General features: G+C 33.5%; 17 protein-coding genes. 7 read left to right on the forward strand and 10 right to left on the reverse strand.

The annotated features are described in order from the left end of the window. Positions 1-100: 100 nt before the first annotated feature. Positions 101-1,513 (reverse strand): AI-2E family transporter, encoded by a 1,413-nt coding sequence (locus HCQ94_RS05990; protein WP_166982626.1) that lies wholly within the window; start codon positions 1,511-1,513, stop codon positions 101-103. A gap of 228 nt (positions 1,514-1,741) precedes the next feature. On the opposite strand from HCQ94_RS05990, the gene HCQ94_RS05995 reads away from it, so the two are divergent. Both HCQ94_RS05995 and HCQ94_RS06000 read left to right on the forward strand, forming a co-directional pair. Next, on the forward strand, positions 1,742-2,128 hold the full coding sequence (locus tag HCQ94_RS05995; protein ID WP_166982628.1) for a hypothetical protein: 387 nt from the start codon (positions 1,742-1,744) through the stop codon (positions 2,126-2,128). Positions 2,129-2,139: 11 nt separating this feature from the next. Beyond that, positions 2,140-2,994, forward strand: a complete 855-nt coding sequence (locus HCQ94_RS06000) for a hypothetical protein (protein WP_166982630.1) — start codon at positions 2,140-2,142, stop codon at positions 2,992-2,994. 3 nt (positions 2,995-2,997) lie between these two features. Here the strand turns inward: HCQ94_RS06000 and HCQ94_RS06005 are convergent, their stop codons facing one another. Beyond that, positions 2,998-3,759 carry an HAD family hydrolase gene (locus HCQ94_RS06005; RefSeq protein ID WP_166978270.1) on the reverse strand — a complete coding sequence of 254 codons (762 nt, stop codon included), beginning with the start codon at positions 3,757-3,759 and terminating at the stop codon, positions 2,998-3,000. Between the two features lie 467 nt (positions 3,760-4,226). Here HCQ94_RS06005 and HCQ94_RS06010 point away from each other — a divergent pair, with 467 nt between their 5' ends. The 3 genes from HCQ94_RS06010 (at position 4,227) to HCQ94_RS06020 (ending at position 9,204) form a co-directional block, all read left to right on the forward strand. Then, entirely contained in the window at positions 4,227-5,897 is a 1,671-nt protein-coding gene (locus HCQ94_RS06010; protein WP_166982632.1) for a lipase family protein, read from the forward strand. Between the two features lie 84 nt (positions 5,898-5,981). Continuing rightward, on the forward strand, positions 5,982-8,459 hold the full coding sequence (locus HCQ94_RS06015; protein WP_166982634.1) for a heavy metal translocating P-type ATPase: 2,478 nt from the start codon (positions 5,982-5,984) through the stop codon (positions 8,457-8,459). A 73-nt stretch (positions 8,460-8,532) separates the two neighbouring features. Next, positions 8,533-9,204: a DedA family protein gene (locus HCQ94_RS06020; protein WP_232525724.1), complete on the forward strand. Its 672-nt coding sequence runs from the start codon at positions 8,533-8,535 to the stop codon at positions 9,202-9,204. A 313-nt stretch (positions 9,205-9,517) separates the two neighbouring features. Here HCQ94_RS06020 and HCQ94_RS06025 read toward each other — a convergent pair whose 3' ends face one another. The 8 genes from HCQ94_RS06025 to HCQ94_RS06060 all read right to left on the reverse strand — a co-directional run bounded on the left by HCQ94_RS06025 (position 9,518) and on the right by HCQ94_RS06060 (position 17,425). Further along, on the reverse strand, positions 9,518-10,348 hold the full coding sequence (locus HCQ94_RS06025; RefSeq protein ID WP_166982636.1) for a cytochrome c biogenesis CcdA family protein: 831 nt from the start codon (positions 10,346-10,348) through the stop codon (positions 9,518-9,520). Beyond that, positions 10,349-11,158, reverse strand: coding sequence for a DsbA family protein (locus HCQ94_RS06030; protein WP_166982638.1), 810 nt, complete (start codon positions 11,156-11,158; stop codon positions 10,349-10,351). It lies immediately after the preceding gene. A gap of 462 nt (positions 11,159-11,620) precedes the next feature. Beyond that, positions 11,621-12,070: a 50S ribosomal protein L9 gene (gene rplI / locus HCQ94_RS06035; protein ID WP_166978257.1), complete on the reverse strand. Its 450-nt coding sequence runs from the start codon at positions 12,068-12,070 to the stop codon at positions 11,621-11,623. Between the two features lie 15 nt (positions 12,071-12,085). After that, entirely contained in the window at positions 12,086-12,319 is a 234-nt protein-coding gene (rpsR, locus tag HCQ94_RS06040) for a 30S ribosomal protein S18 (RefSeq protein WP_166978255.1), read from the reverse strand. Positions 12,320-12,390: 71 nt separating this feature from the next. Next, positions 12,391-12,897, reverse strand: coding sequence for a single-stranded DNA-binding protein (locus tag HCQ94_RS06045; protein ID WP_166982640.1), 507 nt, complete (start codon positions 12,895-12,897; stop codon positions 12,391-12,393). Between the two features lie 12 nt (positions 12,898-12,909). After that, positions 12,910-13,197, reverse strand: a complete 288-nt coding sequence (gene rpsF, locus HCQ94_RS06050; protein ID WP_166978251.1) for a 30S ribosomal protein S6 — start codon at positions 13,195-13,197, stop codon at positions 12,910-12,912. A 308-nt stretch (positions 13,198-13,505) separates the two neighbouring features. Further along, a complete protein-coding gene (locus HCQ94_RS06055) occupies positions 13,506-15,578 on the reverse strand; it encodes a transglycosylase domain-containing protein (protein ID WP_166982642.1) in 2,073 nt (690 codons plus the stop codon). 413 nt (positions 15,579-15,991) lie between these two features. Next, complete coding sequence (locus tag HCQ94_RS06060) at positions 15,992-17,425, reverse strand: CCA tRNA nucleotidyltransferase (protein WP_166982645.1); 1,434 nt, start codon at positions 17,423-17,425, stop codon at positions 15,992-15,994. A 168-nt stretch (positions 17,426-17,593) separates the two neighbouring features. On the opposite strand from HCQ94_RS06060, the gene HCQ94_RS06065 reads away from it, so the two are divergent. Both HCQ94_RS06065 and HCQ94_RS06070 read left to right on the forward strand, forming a co-directional pair. After that, a complete protein-coding gene (locus tag HCQ94_RS06065; RefSeq protein WP_166978245.1) occupies positions 17,594-18,100 on the forward strand; it encodes an NUDIX hydrolase in 507 nt (168 codons plus the stop codon). A 56-nt stretch (positions 18,101-18,156) separates the two neighbouring features. Then, complete coding sequence (locus HCQ94_RS06070; RefSeq protein WP_166982647.1) at positions 18,157-20,355, forward strand: DUF6049 family protein; 2,199 nt, start codon at positions 18,157-18,159, stop codon at positions 20,353-20,355. The last annotated feature ends 67 nt before the right edge of the window (positions 20,356-20,422 follow it).

Here is a 20,422-nt window from a genome sequence, read left to right on the forward strand (position 1 = left end):
AATCTTCTTCAGAAATCCCTTTAAATAATGGCGAGGTAGTTAAAACGTTATTTTCCATGACTATATTAATATATTACACATTCTTTATTATTGAAAGTTACTAAGGGTTTTTATTTTTACGTTCAGCTTTTGCTTGTGCTTTAGCTTCGGCTTTAATTTCAGCTTTTTCAGCTTTTAATGCAGCCTTTTTAGCTTTCTTTGCAATTCGATCATCAACACCAACAAGACCTAAATCATTACGAATCTGTTGTTCTCTACGACCTTGTCTTCTGGCTGTATGAGCTATAAAACCTACAAAAATCAGCATTAAACCGAAGTAAAATAAAGCTCCGGTATAAGCATTTTCAGAAAAATAATTAAAGATTTTTTCTGTAATACCATGCATATTTACTGCACGCTCGTGTATTGGGGCAAAGTATTTATCAGTTTCAGATGGGAAAAATATGAAAGGAATAGCAATAACTGTCGTTATAGTACCCATAACAAATGCACCCAAAGAAGAGAATTGGCTGGAGAATAGGAATATTAACAAAGCAACTGTTGCACCCAATACTTCCAAAGTTCCAAGAGTAACCGAAGCTGTAGTGTATTCAGTCATAGTTAATCTAGCCATTCCGTGATTTAAGAAGAACCAGCTAATTGGCAGAAGTAAGATAGCTAAGAATAATGACCACCAATGTGCTGCTGCTCTTGAAGGCAATGTAGGATATACAGTTGCACCTTCTAGAATGGTTTCAAGCTTTTCTTCTTCAGTTTTTTCCTCTTCTTGTTTCAAAGGCTGCCAAGCTAAACGCACGTGAGTATCGTCATAGCCTTCTTCAATTTTTTGTCGAGATTCTCCCATTAAAGATCTACGACGTATCATAGTCGTTTCTACTTCATTTATCTCTATTGGAGCTTCGAACTCCGGTTGTACTTCTTCAGTGGCATCATCTTTGAAAATTTTAGGTAAAGTTGCAGCTGTATCTGTTACTATTTCTAGTTTTTCTTCAACTTTTTCAGATGGTAAATCTGTATCTGCAATGTCAAAAACTTTAGTGGCACTATTTTCTTCAATTGGAGTCTTATCTCGAAAATCTGAGGATTGCGGGGTTGCTGATAGCTTTGAATCTTGAGTTTTTTCTGTTGTACTATCAAAATCTTGTGCCGGTTTTTCCTCAACAATTTGTTCTGCTATTGTTTCAGACCTCTGAGGAACTGATTCTTCTGAAAATCTACTAAATATTGATTTTCTTTCCTGATTCGCTAGTTCGTCTGTCGATTGAACTTCTGACTCTTCAATATTTCCAGCTATAAGTGAACTATCAAATTTTGTATCTTTTTCAAATGAAGTTACTTTTTCTACCTGAAGTGTGTTCTCAATTGTTTTATTTTTTTCAGACCATGGAAGAGGCTTAAAACTACCTGTATCCTCTGGTGAAACTGGTTTCGTTGCAAAAGGAAGTTCTGCATCTATTTTCGCCCACTTCGGTTTAACTCCATTATCAAATGATTCATTATCTAGATCACTCATTATTCCTCCAATTGATAAACGTATAATACAAAGTTACATTATTATGTGTAACTTTTTGAGTATTAACGAGCCAAAAACAGATTTATTGTCCGATTCTTGAGTTTCCTAAAAGTATTTTACAGAATATTTTGCTATTTTACGTCAAGAGTTTAGAAATTTTGTAAAAGTTTCTTGTTATTATCTATATATTGTTATGATTATAAATACACTTACTTCATAAGGATTATAATGAATACTATCAAGAAAAAGTTTATAGCTTTCATACAGCATTTATGTGATGAATCTATTTTATCTGAAGTATCCGTGGATTATAACCAAAATTTAGTAAGTCTAGTATCAGATATAAAAAATGAACTACTAAAAGTTTATCCTGACACATCTGTGCGTATTCCTGTAAAAAGTATTCATTATGCTAATAACTTTGATAATGGTGGTTTAAAAGAAGTTGCATTTATGCTTGAAGAAATATCACAGTTATTATATTTCAACGGGTATTTAGATGAAGAAAAAATTACTAGCTTTTTCAACTCTAAAGTTACCGAAGATGACTTTGATTTTTCACCAGTAAACTTAGTTTTACTTACTATTGATGGTTTATCAATGGCTAAAAAGTAGTTTGATTTATTATGTACGATTCACTTTTAAAAAGTCTTGAATTTTTTTCATCCCAAGATAAAACTATTACACTACAAAACGCATTTGATGAACAAATTAGAAACTTTAGATTCCATGAAGCATTCCGCAATCGTTCAGTCAATATGCGAGCAGAAGCAAGTTTTTATCAAAGCTATTTCCTCGTAAAATCAAATGGTTGTAAAACTGATTTGAACGAGTTTCGCAAGATTTTTATCTCTAATACCAACACAAATGATTTATACCACGATTTATTTTTACGCCTATGTGTAGCTAATAATTTAATAGTTGATTTAATGCCTGATTTACAGCGAGGTATTAATACTAAACGCAAATCTGACATCTCTTTAAAATATTTGCTACCAAAATTGCATTCAGTAATTAGCATAAGTGACAAACTAGGAATTCCACGTCAAGATGAAGCTCCTCTTAGTTTTCACATTACATCAGCACCTTGTAATGAAGAACTTTTGAATAGAATAAAAATTTTAGATTTTCTATTTTCTTCACCTTCATTAAAAAACACTCATATACGTACAGCAATATTTTTTGCAGAATTGTTACTTAGTTCTCCTTTCATAGATTCTAATTACGAAATTGCAATAATACTAACTCGTCTGCTCCTATGTAAAACAGGAGCAGATCCTACAGGTTGTATAATTTTTGATACTAATTTTTCACCCATTAACAACGTTTTTATTAATAAACTAAAACATTATTCGACAGGCAATATCGATTATATTAACGATTGGATTTGTTACTTTCTTGAAAGTATGAATAATTCTTTTGACAGTTTAAATAGCATAGCCAATAGTGTTTTAGCTAAAAAGCTACCAAACTGGCAATAAGACTTATTTCTTCTTTTTCAGCAAAGAGATTCCAGTTAATAAAATTGTAGCTAAAGTAATTGAGTAAACGATTTTGTTAATTTGCGAAGATAGATTTTGCTTTTCATTCGTTTTTATTATTCGCCAATTTCTATTTATAGCTATTCTTTCTAGCTCTTTATCAGGATTTACAACGACTGGATTACCTACAAGTTCTAGTAGTGGCAAGTCTGTTATTGAGTCACTATATGCATAACTGTTTTCTAAATCCCAATTATTCTGTTCAGCTAGTTTTTTAGCAGCAAACGCTTTTTCTTTGCTGTACATAAATCTTTTCACATTTCCAGTAAATTCATCTTCTTCTACTTCTAGAGTTGTGCCTAAATAGTGATCCATATTTAGATGTTTAGCTATTGGTTTAACTATCTGCTCAGTAGACGCTGAAGCTAGTACAGTTTCGTAATGTGAAGCTTTATGTATTTCTATTAAATCTAGCATATGTGAGTAGCATTTAGGATAAATGTATTTGTCGAAAGATTTGTCGGTTATTTCCTCTAACTGTTTAATATTTATTCCAATTGATAAATTAGCTATTCTTTCCTTCATCTTTTCAGTTTTTTCATCGTTAGCACCAAAAAGCAAGTATTCTAGTTGTGACAGTATTCCAATAAAATTTTTGCCCCTAGTAGTTATACCAGCCTTAACAAAAGGTTTTCTTAGTGCCATAGATGACGATGTAGATAAAATCGTTTTATCTAAATCAAAAAACACACATACATTCTTCATTCTTCTCCTACGATATGCCTATGAGTAAAATTCTATCTCATTACTTTCGATGTTTAATACAGATAAAAATTATTTTGTGGATAAGTTACGTTATCTTGATTATTTCGTATAGTTTTCCACATTTTTTAAAAAATTAGCTTTATAACAGAAATTTTTTTATAAATTTAAATGCAAATACTATTCAATTTTAGGAGAAAAATGTCTTTTATACTACTTAATGAAAATTTTGAAAAAGTAAATTCTTTTTTTAAACAAATCGATAACTCACTATCAAATGTTAATAAAGATTTAATCTGGGAAGGAAGTGCTAGAAAAAAGTTCGACAAAAATACTGAAACGATAAAAAATGATTTTACCCAACTGTTCTACCAACTACTAAAACTGAAAAATTACTATAACGAAAATTCAAATTACCAATACTGGCTATACTTATAAAACTTCTAATAACATATGGGGTAAAACAGCTCATGACAGGTACAACAAACCCTCATATTACTGACAATTTAAATACTAAAAATAATGTATATGTAGTTGATATAAATAGTGTAAATACTTTCAAGATTGCTAGCACAGCTTTAGGATGGAATAATATCGCTCACCTCGTATTTGAAAGCATAAATACTCTAAAACTAATAAGAGAACAGATTATTATGTTGTCATGTGATACGAATACAAATTTATTTATCAAACATAATATATCTGACCATATATTGCATAAGAAATATCATGCTAAAACTAATTTGGAAAACCTAATAACGCATATAAATATTTTCATCAATTCAATAGGTAGTTTTAAGGATAAACTATCATCCATAGTAGACAAAATAAATACTGTTAGTATGCTATATGAAAATGCTGAAGAAAACATTAAACGCAATATTTATCCTAGAATATTTGCTTCAGATTCTAAAGAAAATTTCACACCTTTCAGTAAAGAAACTCTCTTATACCCTAATTCTATAGGAGTAATCTATTTGTTAAGAGTTTTATTAAAAGCTGGAATTACAATAGATGATTTTTCAACATACTATAATAGAATTTCTAAAACATTATATGGAAATATAAACAGTAACGGACAAGAAAATTTATGGTTATCTAGTTCAATAGAAAAAATTTCCAAAAACCTTTATCCTCTCATGAAAAATATAAATCATAGTGAAAGACGAATAAATTCTAAAGATAAAGAAAACTCAGTTGAACATATATCGCTAATATTAGCAACTTTAATGCATAGTTTTTATAACATAAAGCATGGTTATAAAAGTAATATATCTATAGTTCCAACTTTTAATAAGGAACTAGGTAAATCATTTCAATGTCGAATAATAAATAGTGCATATAAAACACTAGGTTCAAAAACTAATAGAAAAATCCAAATTAGTAAATTAAAAAGCCTCACACCTACAGAGTTTTACAAAAACAGTATAGGAAATTTAACTGCATCAAACTTAGTTAAAAGAATAGGAATGTTACCTTCACGGGAAGATATAGGAGCATTTGAGATTATAAAACACGAAAATATCGTTGATGGTAAAAAGCAAAATAGTTGGAGCATATTAATAAGAGGTACTCAAAGATGGGATGCTTCAAGTAGTAATATTCAAGATCAAGTTACGAATTTTACTAGTATTGCAAAAGCAGATAATGACCAATATCGAGCAATCCTAGAAGGAATGAAAATGAGCGGAATTAAAAAATATGAACCAATAGAACTTGTAGGACATTCTCAAGGAGGAATCATTGCCACACAAATCGCTTCATCTAATCAAATAAACAAAAACTATAATGTCGTATCTTTAACCACATTCGGTAGTCCAACTGGTAACTACGATATACCAAATAAAATTCAAAGCATGCATTTTGAAAACTTATCTGATCCAGTACCTGCTTTAGATGGAAAGACAAATCCTGTAACTGAAAGTAGAACCACAGTTTATTTAAACACTAATGATATGAAAATCACAAATTCAACTCATGATCAAATAATGTATTCTTATGCAGCTGAAAATATTGAAAATGCAAAAATAAACAGTGTTCAGCAATGGGTGAAAAGTAGAAAACTCTTTATGTTCCCAGATAAAAATGAAAGGAGAACTTATAAATCTTACTCACAAATTTTTGATACAATACGCTTATAAGGTAGATAACTAAATAAACTGATTTAATCCATATGTCTATATAAAATACCGATAATTGTCTTATACAAAGTGAATGGTGATTTTGTGAGCAACAACTTTGAAACTGATATCGAGAATACAAACACATTCGATAACTCTATGACTATAAAAATCGAAGGAATCACTTGTTCTTCATGCGTAAGTAGAGTAGAAAAAGCTGTACATAAATTAGGTAATAATAAAATTCAAGTAAATCTAGTTACAAACACAGCATATGTTGAATACAATAATCAAGTATTGCCTGAAAATATTGTAGAAGTAATAGAAAAATTAGGTTACAAAACCGAAATAACTGAAATATCAAATACTGAAGAGAATAGTAAGAATATACAAACGCCTTCAGTCAGTAATTTAGAAGAAGAAAAGTTAGTCCACCAATACGAAAACGTCACTAGTTCAGAAAAAGTAAAAATACCTTACAAAAACTTTTCTGAAAATTTCATAAGATCCAGTTTTAATGATGTAGTTGAAGAGCCCATAGGCCAAAAGACTAAAAACGAATCGACTTATAGTTTTAAACTATTAATCAGCATAATCCTTACGGCATTAAGCGTCGGTATATTAATACCACTATATGGTAATAGCAAAATCGTTATATATTCTATTTCTATTTTCTCATTAATTGTAAGCTTGTGGTGTGGCTCATCATTCCATAAAAATGCATACAAAAGCATTAAGAACTTTTATTTAACTATGGATTCACTTGTAAGCTTATCAGTTTTAAGTTCGCTAATCTGGTCATTTATTCAACTAACCATCACAGCAAACCCAGTGATACATAACCACTTTAGTTTAAGAATCTTTGACTTCCATTCAGCAACTTCACCATTACATTTTGACAGCGCGATGATGATAACTACCTTTATATTATTAGGACGCTGGATAGAAGATAAATCAAAGAAACGTGGTAAGCAAGCATTACAAGACATACTTGACCTTGAAGTAAAACACGCAAAACTTGTAACTAAAACTAATAAAACTATATTAACCCCAATTGAAAATATAAAAGTCGATGATGTAGTTCTAGTACAAAATGGAGAAGTCATACCAACAGACGGAATAATTATTGAGGGAGAAACTGAAATAAATACTGTTATGTTGACTGGTGAAACTCTTCCAAAATACGTAACTGTAGGTGATGAAGTAGTAGGTGGAACAGTTAATACTTTTGGTGCAATAAAAGTAAAAGTAACCAAAACCGGCAAAAATACAATGCTTTCGCAAATAATTAAAAGTGTGTTAGACTCACAGGCTCATAAACCAAAAATACAAAAATTAGTAGATAAGATTGCTGGCGTATTTACACCATTAATTGTATTCATATCAATATCAACAACTATTGTTTGGATACTACAAGAAGCTAGTATAAATGAAGCAATAAGCATAACAATAACTATGCTCGTAATAGCTTGTCCTTGTGCATTAGGTTTAGCAACTCCTATGGCATTGATAGTTTCATCTGGTTATACAACTAGAAACGGTATACTAGTAAAAAGTTTAGAAACTTTGGAACAACTTTCAAAAACTAATGCAGTAATTTTCGACAAAACGGGTACAGTAACAACTGGAGAACTTTCAGTTAACAGTATCGAAGTTTGCGAAGACATAACTGAAAATGAGCTTGCAAAAATCGCATATCTTGCTGAACAAGGCTCAAAACACCCTATTAGTGAAGCAATTACAAGTTATGTTGAAAGAAACAATATATTCAAAAATAGTGAAGAAAAAACAAAAAATGTAAGTAATCACATCAACTACGCTGGTTGTGGTGTTGAAGTAACTATAGATAACTTACGTGTACATATAGGTAAAACTAAATGGATTAAAAATCTTGGATACGAGTTGCCTGAATACTTGCTCAGAATAGTCGCTCAGGCTCAATACACTGGTTCAATAGTTATACTTGTGGGTGGATACGATATTAACGAACCGTTTGATACAAGGGTATTAAAACTATTTGGCATAATAACTTTCACAGATAATATAAAAGAAAATGCTAAAAAAACAATACAATACTTGGAATCAGAAAAAATAGAATCATTATTAGCAACTGGTGACAATGAAAGAAACGCAATATACATATCTAACCGCATTGGAATTGAGGAAAAAAATATCTATTCTGAACTAATGCCACTAGATAAGAAAAAGATTATACAAACTCTGCAAGAAAAAAATAAGTATGTAGCAATGGTTGGTGACGGCATAAATGACGCTGCAGCCTTATCTCAAGCTAGTATACAAGGGGCAAGTTTTTCTTTTGCTCACGGTAGCGATTTAGCAGTCTATGCAAGTGATATAACTCTGCTAAACAGCGACATAGAGTTGATTTCTAAAACATTCAAAATTGCTAAAAAAACAATGAAAATTATAAAACAAAATTTATTATGGGCATTTGCTTATAACATTGTAGCTATTCCAGTAGCAGCTTTTGGATTAATAAACCCAAGTGTAGCTTCTATAGCAATGGTTACCTCTTCAATAATAGTTGTGACAAACTCTTTACGATTGCAAAATGTAAAATAAGTCATAACTTTTACATAAATCTTAGGTTATAGTTATATGTGAATATATAGATGCTAAGACGTTAGGAAAGAACTTGTTTACTGCTACCTCTTCATTCTCATCAATATGGGAGTATCTAACAAATCCTGAAGCTTTACTGCTCGCCATGGGACCATGGGTGCTAGTTGCAGTATCTCTAATTGTATTTATAGAATCTGGAGTGTTATTCCCAGTTCTTCCCGGAGACTCACTAATATTCACTGCCGGATTATTACACATACAACTAGGAATAGGTTTACCAACATTAATCGTATCAATAACAGTATGTGCTTTACTAGGTAATATTGTAGGTTACATACTAGGTAAAAAATACGGCAGACGCTTTTTCAAGGATGACGCACGCTTCCTTAAAACTGAGTATTTGGGTCAAGCAGAACAATTTTTTATAAAATACGGTGGACGTTCACTAGTCTTAGCTCGTTTTGTTCCTTTTGTCCGCACTTTTATTCCTATAGCAGCAGGAATAGCAAACTACAACATTAAAAACTTTACTAAATGGAACCTAGTAGGAGCATTACTCTGGGGTGCTGGATTAACTTATTTAGGTTCTTTACTAGGTAATATCTCTTTTGTAAGACAAAATATAGAAATATTAGCAATAATAATCGTGTTTGTTTCGATAATCCCAATGATTGTTGAGATTGTTATAAATAAGAGAAAATCAAAGAAAAACTCTGACATTATAAATCAAGATATTCAAAACTAAAACGACACTAAAGCAGCAAGTGTGAACAAATAACCGAAAGAAGCATATAAGCTAAGGGGAATCGTATAATTTACAATTCCCCTTAGAATTTACTAACACATACTCCATGCAATAAATAGTTGTTTCAATAAGAATGTACTTTAATAAAAGTGTTATAACACCTAAATCTCACATAAATTCTTATAAAGTGAAATTTCAGATAAATGATTTTAAAGAATTATACTTACCTAAAGAAACTCAATTAAATATCCTTAATGTTTCACGTGAAACAACCGACTGTTTGAAAGAATAACTACCGTAAATTCCATAAATGTTAGCGTTTCTTCATAAGCTCACGAACAAGTAGGGCAAGAACTATCGGCAATATTATTATGACCAGAACAAAAATCCAGTTCGGTATTACTGAGCCAACAAAAGCAGCTGATGACTCTATATCTCCATAAGAACTTGCGTCAATTCCAGTTATGTTAAAGCTAGGTATAAATAGAAATAACAAACCTAATATTATAAAAATACCACCTGAAATAATATTACCAACTGTAGTATTTCTACCAAATAGTTTTACAGGCTTAGGCTGTAATAATTTGCGTTCATTAATCCTTAGAACATCCCAGAATAATGCCATTAGGGCAACAGGAGTGACCATTCCAAAGCCATAAATCAACATCATAACAATCCCGGTAACAACACTGCCTGTTATAATCGCTGATCCTAAAACTGCTCCTAAAATAGGTCCTGAGCATCCTCCACCTATAACGGCGTATCCAAAACCTAGTAGAAAAACACCAAATACTGAAGATGAATTTTTGTTTTTAGCACTTATTTTAGCTGACAATCCAAGCTTAGGTAGAGGGACCTTGATAGAAAATACTTGCATGAAACCTATAAGGATAATCAATGCTGCAACTACCATGGATATAGTAGGAAAATATATTTTAAACAACCCACCAAGCTCTCCAGCCAAAGCCCCTAAAGGAACTAACCCTGATATTAAACCTAAATAGAATACTAGCGTTCGTGATAGTAGCTGCTTTGAAGAATTAAAAGCATAAGCAAAAAATGCTGGCAAAAGCATCGCTGAGCAAGGAGCCAACAAAGTCAACAAGCCACCAACGTATGCTATAGCAAAATTTATCTCAAACATTTACTTCAAAACCTTTTTAAGCTGATCGACAAGAGTAGCAGCAACGTATTCTTTAGGTACAGCACCATTTAAAAACGCTTTACCAACAACTGTTGCAGGAGTCCCATTAATTCCCCAAGAGGAGTATTTTAAAACATTTTCATCTAACTCTTTGTAAATAGCAGGATCGTTAATTACTTTGGTAAATTCCTCGATATTTTCCACTCCTGCTTCTTTAGCAAGACTAATCACAGAATCCTTATTATAAGACTGATGACCTGATGTTGTAGCCTTTGAAAAAGCAAGATTCATGTATTCACGGAATTTACCTTGTTTTCCAGCGGCAATGGCACCAGCAGCCGCTACATCTGAGCCATCAGCTTTAAAAACAGCAAAAGGCATATATTTGATACGCACTTTACCAGCATCAACTAATTTATTGACTATATCATATGACTCTTGGTGAAATTTCGCACACATAGGGCAAGAAAAATCACTAAATTCTACTACGGTCAGTGGTGCATTAATATCACCATAAGCAGTTGGATAGCTTTCGTCATATTGACTTATTTCTTGAAGAAATTTAAGAGTTTTTTCATCTTTTATATCTTCAGCTGCTTTACTAGGGTCATCTACTTTTATACCAAAAGTCTCTTCAGATTTTTTAGACTCAGATTTCTTACTAACACTACTCGAAGTTTTTTGTTTCGGATTTGCGTCTTCGCTTGAAAATGCCCAGATCGAAATAAAATACCCCGCTACTGCACTAACTATTACTAAAATCAAAAACACTAAAGCTGCAACTTTCTTGTTTGACTCTGGCTCGTACATTTTCACCTCTTCGTTTGTAAGTGTACGTTTTTATTTTGTGTACATTTATTAAAATAAAAATAAATAAAAGATTCTTTTTCTGAACAGCTATATGTATGTTTTTATTCCCTAATTAATAAAAATAAACAGCATGTTATTCTTTTATTGATAACATATTTATCAAATTATTTTCTAAACTTATAAACTAGCTCAATCTGAATTCAAATATTACTGATTTTATACCCTCTGCAAAATTCATTATTTTTTCTCATAAATAATTCACTATTTCGTATTATGCATATTTTATTCAACAAATAGTAAATATGAACTATCCAGAATTTTGCTTTTACCCTCAAGTTTTATAATAACTAAATTGCGAAATTTAGAAAATTATTTTAGAACAAGTATTAAAATTTCAACATTAAAAACAAATGACACCAAATTCAAAAAGTAAAGAATTTGATGCCATTTGAGTAAAATCTATTAAGCAGATACTACCTGAATCTTCAAGAATGAATCAACTTCTGGATGCAATTTAACAGCAACCTTGTAGTGACCTGTTGACTTGATAGTGTTTTCGATGCGAACCTTACGGCGATCGATATCAATGTTTAGGCCTTCTTTAACTGCTGAAGCGATTTGGCTTGTGGAAATAGAACCGAATAGACGGCCACCTTTACCAGCATGTGCCTTAACAACAACAGTTGATTCTTGTAGAGTGTCACGTATTTCTCTAGCCTTTTCAACATCAGCAATCTCACGTGCACGACGTGCTGCACGCATCTGATCAATCTGACGCTGTGCTCCCTTTGTCCAAGGAGTAGCTAGATTACGTGGTAGTAGGTAGTTGCGTGCGTAGCCATTCTTTACTTCAACTACGTCTCCTGCAGCACCTAGATTATCAACGTCATGAGTTAAAATAATTTTTGCCATAGCATATCCCCCTTATTAGCGACTAGAGCTAGAATATGGCAACAAAGCCATTTCGCGAGCGTTCTTAATTGCTTTAGCGATAGCGCGTTGCTCTTGTACGGATACACCTGTTACACGACGTGCACGAATCTTACCACGGTCGGAAATAAACTTACGCAATAGCGCAGTATCTTTATAATCAATTTTGCCAACTTTAACTGCACGAACTGGTGCAACTTTTTTCTTGGCTACCTTTGGCGCTTTGGCCATGATTGCTCCTAAAGTTTAATCTAAGAGAACACATAGTTCTCCCCACGAACTAACAAGTTCAAAGTTTAATATCAGAAAGGAGGCTCTTCACCAAATGAGCTTACACCAACCGATGAAGGCCATGGGTCTTCATTCTGCATAGGTGTAGCTTCTGCTGGTACAGAACCGTTTGCAGCATATCCATTATCTGGACTTGAGTAATCGCCACCGCCGCGTGATGAACGCTTAACTTCAGCAGTAGCATAACGTAATGACGGGCCAACTTCTTCAACTCTAATCTCAAAAGCAGTACGGCGTTCGCCTTCACGTGTTTCGTAGGAACGCTGAGTCAAACGACCGCGTACAATAACACGCATACCTTTCGAGAGAGAATCGGTAACATTCTCAGCAGCGCCATTCCAAACAGAACAACGCATAAATAATGTATCACCGTCACGGTATTCTCCTCTTGCACGGTCAAATGTGCGAGTAGAAGAAGCAACGATGAAAGATGCAACAGCTGCACCAGATGGTGTAAAACGCAATTCTGGATCAGCAGTTAAATTGCCAACAATAGTTACTGTAGTTTCGCCAGCCACGTGTACTCCTAATTATGCTTCTGGGCGCATTAACTTGGTGCGTAACACATCTTCATTTAGACTTAGCTGACGATCAAGTTCCTGTGCCTGTGCTGGAGTTGCTGTCATGTCGACAACAACATAAATTCCTTCTGAGTGCTTGTTAATTTCGTAAGCCAAACGACGCTTGCCCCAAATATCTACATTTTCAACTGAGCCACCATCGCCTGTGATAACTTTAAGTATCTTTTCCATTGTTGGAGCAACTGTACGCTCGTCAACAGTTGGAGAAAGAATAATCATCATCTCATATTTACGCAAATTCCCCACCTCCTTTGGACTAAACGACCACGGTCCTTCCGTGGCAGGAGGGTTTGCGTGTATGCAAAACACATACCCAGTTATTATATATCAGTTTTTAAAAATTACATACTTGAAGAAAAGATAAACTTAAAAATAAGTTTGAAAATACTGATAATTTATAAATTCTAGTTCAAGAATTATTCTATTTTACTTAAACTTTTAGTATGTGTATTTACGACACAAACTTGTATCTTAAATAGTTATAGGCCTATTAACAACAGGCGATAAAATTTCACCCAAAACTAATAAGCCTATAATCTTTATACTTATTGACCTGGAGCTGAAGGCTGAGACGGATTTGCTGGTTGCTCCGTCTGAGGAGACTGCTGATCTTGTTGCTCTTTCTCAGCTTCTTGTTCCGCAGCTTCCTCTTCTTCTCTCTTACGCTGTTGTTCTAAACGTCGCTGTTCCAAATATCGACTCTGATTATAAGTTTCCAAATACTTACCTGAACGCTTAGGGAACTGCTCATTAGGCTGATTCTTCAAAACTACAGCCATATAGTTCTTCCAAACTATAGTCGGAAAACTCTCACCATAAATTTCCCTATAACCACCAAATGGGGTAATAGTTTCAGGTTCACCTTTTGGACCAACCTGATACATAGCTACAAGCGTATAAAGCGAAGGAGTCCATCCGGAGAACAAAGCAGCTTTATTATCCTCAGCAGTACCTGTCTTACCAGCAATAGCGTGATTCAAAGTTCTGACAGCACCACCATGTTCCCTAGTTGCTTGAAGACCAGCATAATGTACTTCATTAATAAGATCCTCAGGAAATACCCTTTCCCCAGGTTTCTTACCTTTATAAACTACATTACCCTTAGTGTCTACAACATTTTCAACGATATAAGGACCATATTTAATTCCCCCAGAAGCAATAGTTGTAAACGCCTTAGCCAAATCTATAGGATGAACAGCTGAAGCACCCAATGTATTTGACAAATAAGGACCAAGCCCTGGCGAATTAGCAGGAATACCAGCCTTTATCGCTGTGTCCATAGTCTTTTCAGGACCAATCTTCTTATTCAAAGCGACAAAAGGTGTGTTAGCTGAATAAACCCAAGCTCGCAACAAACTAATATTCCCGTAAGAAACATTTCCATAGTTTTTCAAGGTATATCCATCAATAGTCATCGGTGAATTTCCAGGAAAATAAGAGTTTAAACTTTCACCATTTTGCAAACCTGCAATCAATGCAAAAGCTTTAAAGGTCGAACCTGGCAAAACATAATCATCAATAACAGCATTACGCTGAATCTTCAAATAATCTTCGCCACCATATTCAGCTTTTATAGCACCAGTTTTACTATCAATACTAACAAGCGCTGTACGCATGTTTTCAGCATGACCAGATGGTAGCTTAGCCACAGCATCAACAGCAGCATCTTGCTTATCTTTATCAATTGTAGTAACGATTTTATAACCGTTAGTATCCAGATCATCACCAGATAATTTTCCACGGTTTTCTAGTTCTCTACGAACATGTTCTAGTAAATAACCTGTGGAACCTGAATATTTATTTACAACAGTAGGTTCGATTGTTTCAGGGAATTTTAAGTCTTTCTTTTCTTTGGCAGCAATCATTCCGTCTTCACTCATGTATTTAATTACACGGTTCCAACGAGCTTTAGCCATATTAGCATCTATAGCAGGATCCCAAGCAGATGGAGCAGGAATGAGACCAGCTAGCAAAGCAGCCTGAGAAAGTGTGAGCTCAGAAGCACTCACATTGAAATATGCTTTTGCTGCTGCTTCAATACCGTATGCTCCACGCCCAAAGTAGATTGTATTTAGGTAAGAATCCAAAATTTCTTGTTTTGACACACGACTATTTATTTTCAAAGCTAATACAGATTCACGAATTTTTCCGATATATCCGCCGCGGCTACCTGAATAATAATTTTCAACATACTGCTGTGTAAGAGTGGAGGCACCTTGTCTTGCACCACCAGTTACATTGTTAACAGCCGCACGAATTATACCTTTAATGTCTATGCCATTATTGCTATAAAAGTTACGATCCTCAGACGCAATTACAGCATCTCCCACATATTTAGGAATAGTTTTAGTGTCTATAATAGTTCTGTTAACCTTAGAAAATTCACCCATCAAAGTTTTGCCATCAGAGTAGTAAACTTTTGTTGTCTGAGCCAAAGCTAATTCAGAAGGCTTAGGAATCGGTATTAGCAAATAAGTTAAAACAAATACTAATAAACCAGCTAATACACTCAAAGCCCCAGTTAAAAGAACTCCTCTAAGTATTCTTTTCCCCAAAGGACGCTTAGCCTTTGCAACCTTAGTCTTTCTCTTAGACGACCTTGAAGGTTTAGGAGACATTCTTACCCCAATTCATGAAATAACATTTCATTATCGAATAACTTACTAAACATTAAGTATAAGCATTACTGCTGTAAATGAGTAATTATTCAATTAATATTAATGAGAAAAGAGGATAAAAATAGAGTAAAATCATACTATAAAAAGCTATCAAAACACTTATATTTCAACAAAAATACTCAATACCAATCAGCATTAGGTAAAATAAAGTATTTCATAAAGACTTATCACAATGACACAAAACTTAACAAACCGAAGTAAATTTCAAATCTATACGCAAACAGTATGAAAGTAACAAAAATAGCTACATTAAACACATGATTAAAAAGTTTTACCGAAATCAAGGAAAGAAAAACTAGACTCAAAACAAGTAACACAAGTAAATAAATAAAATGTTTTATCTAAATCTCAGATTATTTATTTTCTTCCCACCACTGTAACAAACGCTCAGTAACAGCTTCTTTACCTAGCATACCTTCATCTAGACGTAAATTAAGCAAAAACTTATACGCTTTTCCAACCTGAGGTCCAGGTGATAACTGCAACAACTGCATTATTTCTTCACCGTCAAGCTCTGGTCTGATAGCAGCAAGTTCTTCCTCTTCGCGTAACCTTTGAATTCTGTTTTCTAAATCATCATAAGCTGCTGACAATATCTGAATTTTACGCTTATTCCGAGTAGTACAGTCTGAACGAGTTAAACGATTTAAACGCTCTAACATAGGACCGGCATCAGCAATATACCGACGTACAGCTGAATCCGTCCAAGCTCCCTCACTATAACCATGAAAACGCAAATGTAGAGCAACTAAATGGGTAACATCTTTTATTGTTTGCTTATCAAACTTCAAAGCACGCATACGCTTATAAGTCATTTTTGCACCCACTAATTCATGGTGGTGGAATGAAACCGTTCCATCTTCTTCAAATTTACGAGTAGCTGGTTTACCAACATCATGCATTATTGCTGAAAAACGTAACTTAAAATCAGGTTTTGGAACTGGACCTTGATCATCAGTTTCTAAAGCAATGGCTTTGTCTAAAACCGTCAAAGTGTGCTCGTAAACATCCTTATGTCTATTATGCTCATCAACAGTTTCTCTCAAAGCACTAAATTCTGGTAAAACAATATCGCACACGCCTGTATCAACAAGTAGTTCTAAGCCCTTGCGAGGATGTGAAGAACAAATTAGTTTAACTAACTCTGCTTGAACTCTTTCAGCTGAAACTATTTCAAGACGGTCCTTCATTTCAGACATTGCTTCATAAACATCTGTAGCAACTTCAAAACCCAATTGCGCAGAAAAACGAGCAGCCCTCATTATCCTCAAAGGATCATCATCAAAAGACTGTTTAGCACCAACTGGTGTTCGCAAAATTCCGTTAGCTAAGTCATCTAGACCATTGTAAGGATCAACAAGTACCATTGCAGGTAAACGCATAGCCATAGAATTAACTGTGAAATCTCGACGAGACAAATCACCTTCAAGGTTATCCCCAAAAGCTACTAAGGGTTTCCTGCTTTCAATGTCATATTTTTCATCACGATAAGTAGTCACTTCTACAACCACATCACCATGTTTTGCACCGATTGTCCCAAATTCTTTACCTATAGCCCAAGTGGTACCCCAAGTGCGTAAAATACGTTCAGTATCATCAGGAAGAGCAGAAGTTGTAAAATCAAAATCGTGGGGAGACAATCCTAAAAAGGCATCTCTAACAGGACCTCCAACTAAAGCTAAGTCAAAACCTTCTTCGGCAAATTTTGTAGCTAAGTCCATTATTGATTCTGGTAAATCTGACAAAACTTTTAATGCATTAGCATATAGAGCTGTATTATCCTGCATTTTTTCCTTAAATATATAAAAAGTTGATACACAAATATATTAGCCCATTAAAGTAAAATACTATAAGCAAAGTAAACTTTAACGCTGAAAGAAAAATTTTAACTTAAAAATTGAATTTCATCATTATTATGACTATCTTTTTTTTCATTATCAGTTAAAGTAATTAATATGTCCTTAAAGCACAACAATCTTGATCCTAAGCTACCTATAAAAACTTTGCGTACTAAAAACTCACATCTGCCTATAGTACACGAGACTTCAGCAGGCGGAATTATTCTTAAAGTCGAAGATGGCAAAGGATACGTAGCAGTAATTTCTAGGCGCAATCGTGCCGGGAAACTAGAGTGGTGCCTGCCAAAGGGACATTTAGAAGGAAAAGAAACTGCTCCAGAAGCCGCTGTTCGAGAAATATTTGAAGAAACTGGAATATATGGCAGACCTTTAAAGCATTTGTCAACAATTTCATACTGGTTCGTTGGTACTAAAAAGCGTGTACATAAAGTCGTACATCATTTTTTACTTGAAGCTTTAAGCGGTGAGTTAACCATAGAAAATGATCCTGATCATGAAGCAGAAGATGTTGCTTGGGTGGAACTAGAAAAAGTTTCATCACAACTAGCCTACCCAAATGAGCGACGCATAGTGAATATGGCAATTGACTTATTAATAAACTAGAATTTACTACAAGAGAATAATTTAATGAGCTGTTTGACATAATTGCAAGGATGAAGATGCATAGACACAATGACATAAACTTTATAAAGCATTTATCTATAATTTTTATGTCTTGTTTACTAACAGTAATCCTTATGGTCACATCTTTAAATGTACTCACAGCAAATGCAACCGTGAATACACTAAATGCTGTAAAAATAACTACCCCTAAAGACGCCAATAAAGATACAAAAAAACTAGACTTATCTATTGTTGATATGTCGCCTAAAACGATTTACGATGACAAAAAAATATCATTTACATTAAGAGTGACTAACAACACAAATAATACCTATACGAACGCAAATTTAAACGTATATGTAGAGAAAAAAACCCCTATTAGTAGACTAAATTTAAAAAAGCAACTAAAAACTAAAACTTACACTGAGTATGAATTAGTTGAATCTAAGCAAATCACTGAGATAACACCAGGCGTGAACAATAAATCTTTAGTTATAGATAGAGAACTCTTACCTTTAAACAATCCCAGCGAATGGGGTCCTAGAAAAATTACTTTAGAACTAGTTCCTGAAAACCAAAACCAGGTACCAGAGACTCCAAAAAATAGCAAAAATCATGCTTCAACAAATAATGATAATTACTTTCCAAGCGTTTTTGACTCAACATTTCTAATCTGGGACAGTAAAGCAAAAGTTGAAAAAACTAAATTATCAGTCTTAGCACCTGTCACATCAACTGACGAAGAACTACTTAAATCACAACAAACAGAAGTAACACCGCCTTCCACAGAAAAGGGCAGAGAACGTTTACTTAACCTAATGAAGTTATCGAGCATACCTTCAGTTACTTTAGCTGTTGATCCTGCACTTTTTGACAACACTTCGTCCAACTTTACAAAAATGAGTGCTAAAACTAATGAAGAAAAACAAAAAGCAACTGAGACGCAACATACTTATAAAAAAACAGATAGCTTAAATACTTTCCAAAAAAACTTACTACAAAGTTTTAACAGTCTTGATAAACCTGAAATAATAGCCTTACCATACGCTAACGCAAATCTATTACAAATGTCTCAGCTTAGAAATAATCCATTTGAAATAGAAAGCTTAAATGAAAGCAAGAAAAATCTTTCACACCTTTTCCCAACAGCAAAAATACACAGCGACATTTTATTTGCTGACAGCAACAATATAACTGAAAATCAGTCCACACCTGAAGGTATAAGCAACCTAATCGTGAGTGAAAAGTCGGTAAAAACAAAAACAAATTTGTCCTATAGCCCTAGTGGAATAACATCATTTGGCGATAAATCTCTAAGCATAGTTGACCAAGAAATGTCTGATTTGTTCAGTGATTCATCAATATCACAGTTAAACTTACGACAACTACTGCTTGCACATACTGCAATAATTACGAGGCAAAGACCTAACGATTCAAGACAATTTCTAATAAAACTACCAAATAATTTCCAAGCACAAGCTCATGCTATAAAAACACTCGAAGATTTATCTCTTACAAGTTGGGTACAAAACCTTAAATACAGCGAATTTATAAATGCTAATAAACAAAATATTTATACTGTAAATACTGAGCAACCTGAAAACCTAAAATTTTTAACTCTTGCTGTAAATGAACTTAGCACAGGTAAAAAAACTATTGAAAAACTCAAATCTATTATAAAAGAAAACAATAATTTAGATAAAAAATTCAACAACCTAGCCCTTAATGTTTTTAAAAACTGGGAAAACCCAATATATAGAGATCAGTATGTTAGAAATTTAAACAATAAAGCAGAACAAATTACTAACAAAATAAAAATTATCCCTTCAAAACATATAAATCTAATTAACTCTAAAACTCATATCCCAGTCACGATTACAAATACTCTGTCCTACCCAATCAAAGCAGATATGACTATTTCCAGCTCCCATACTTTATTACAATCTGGGGGTAAGAAAAATATTCAAGTCCCTGCTTTTGGTACTACTGTTACCGAAATACCAGTAAAAGCAATAGCTAATGGACAAGTAAATGTTAACTTTATCCTCACAAATAGTTATTACCAAGACATTATTATTTCTCCAACAGTAACAATAAATGTAAAAGCCAATTGGGAAGATACAGGAACAATAGTCACAGCTATATTACTGGGATTACTATTCGGAGCAGGTCTTTTCAGAAACATATATCGTAATAAGAAACGTATGAATGAAGATACTTCAAACCTAAGTACAGCTGAAAAATCTGACATTTAAATCACACAACTACTTGTACTAATTTTCACATCAAACTCCAAAAATATAATGGAAATAGGCTATAAAA

The sequence above is a fragment of the Actinomyces sp. zg-332 genome (assembly GCF_011751945.2).
Lineage (GTDB): Bacteria > Actinomycetota > Actinomycetes > Actinomycetales > Actinomycetaceae > ZJ293.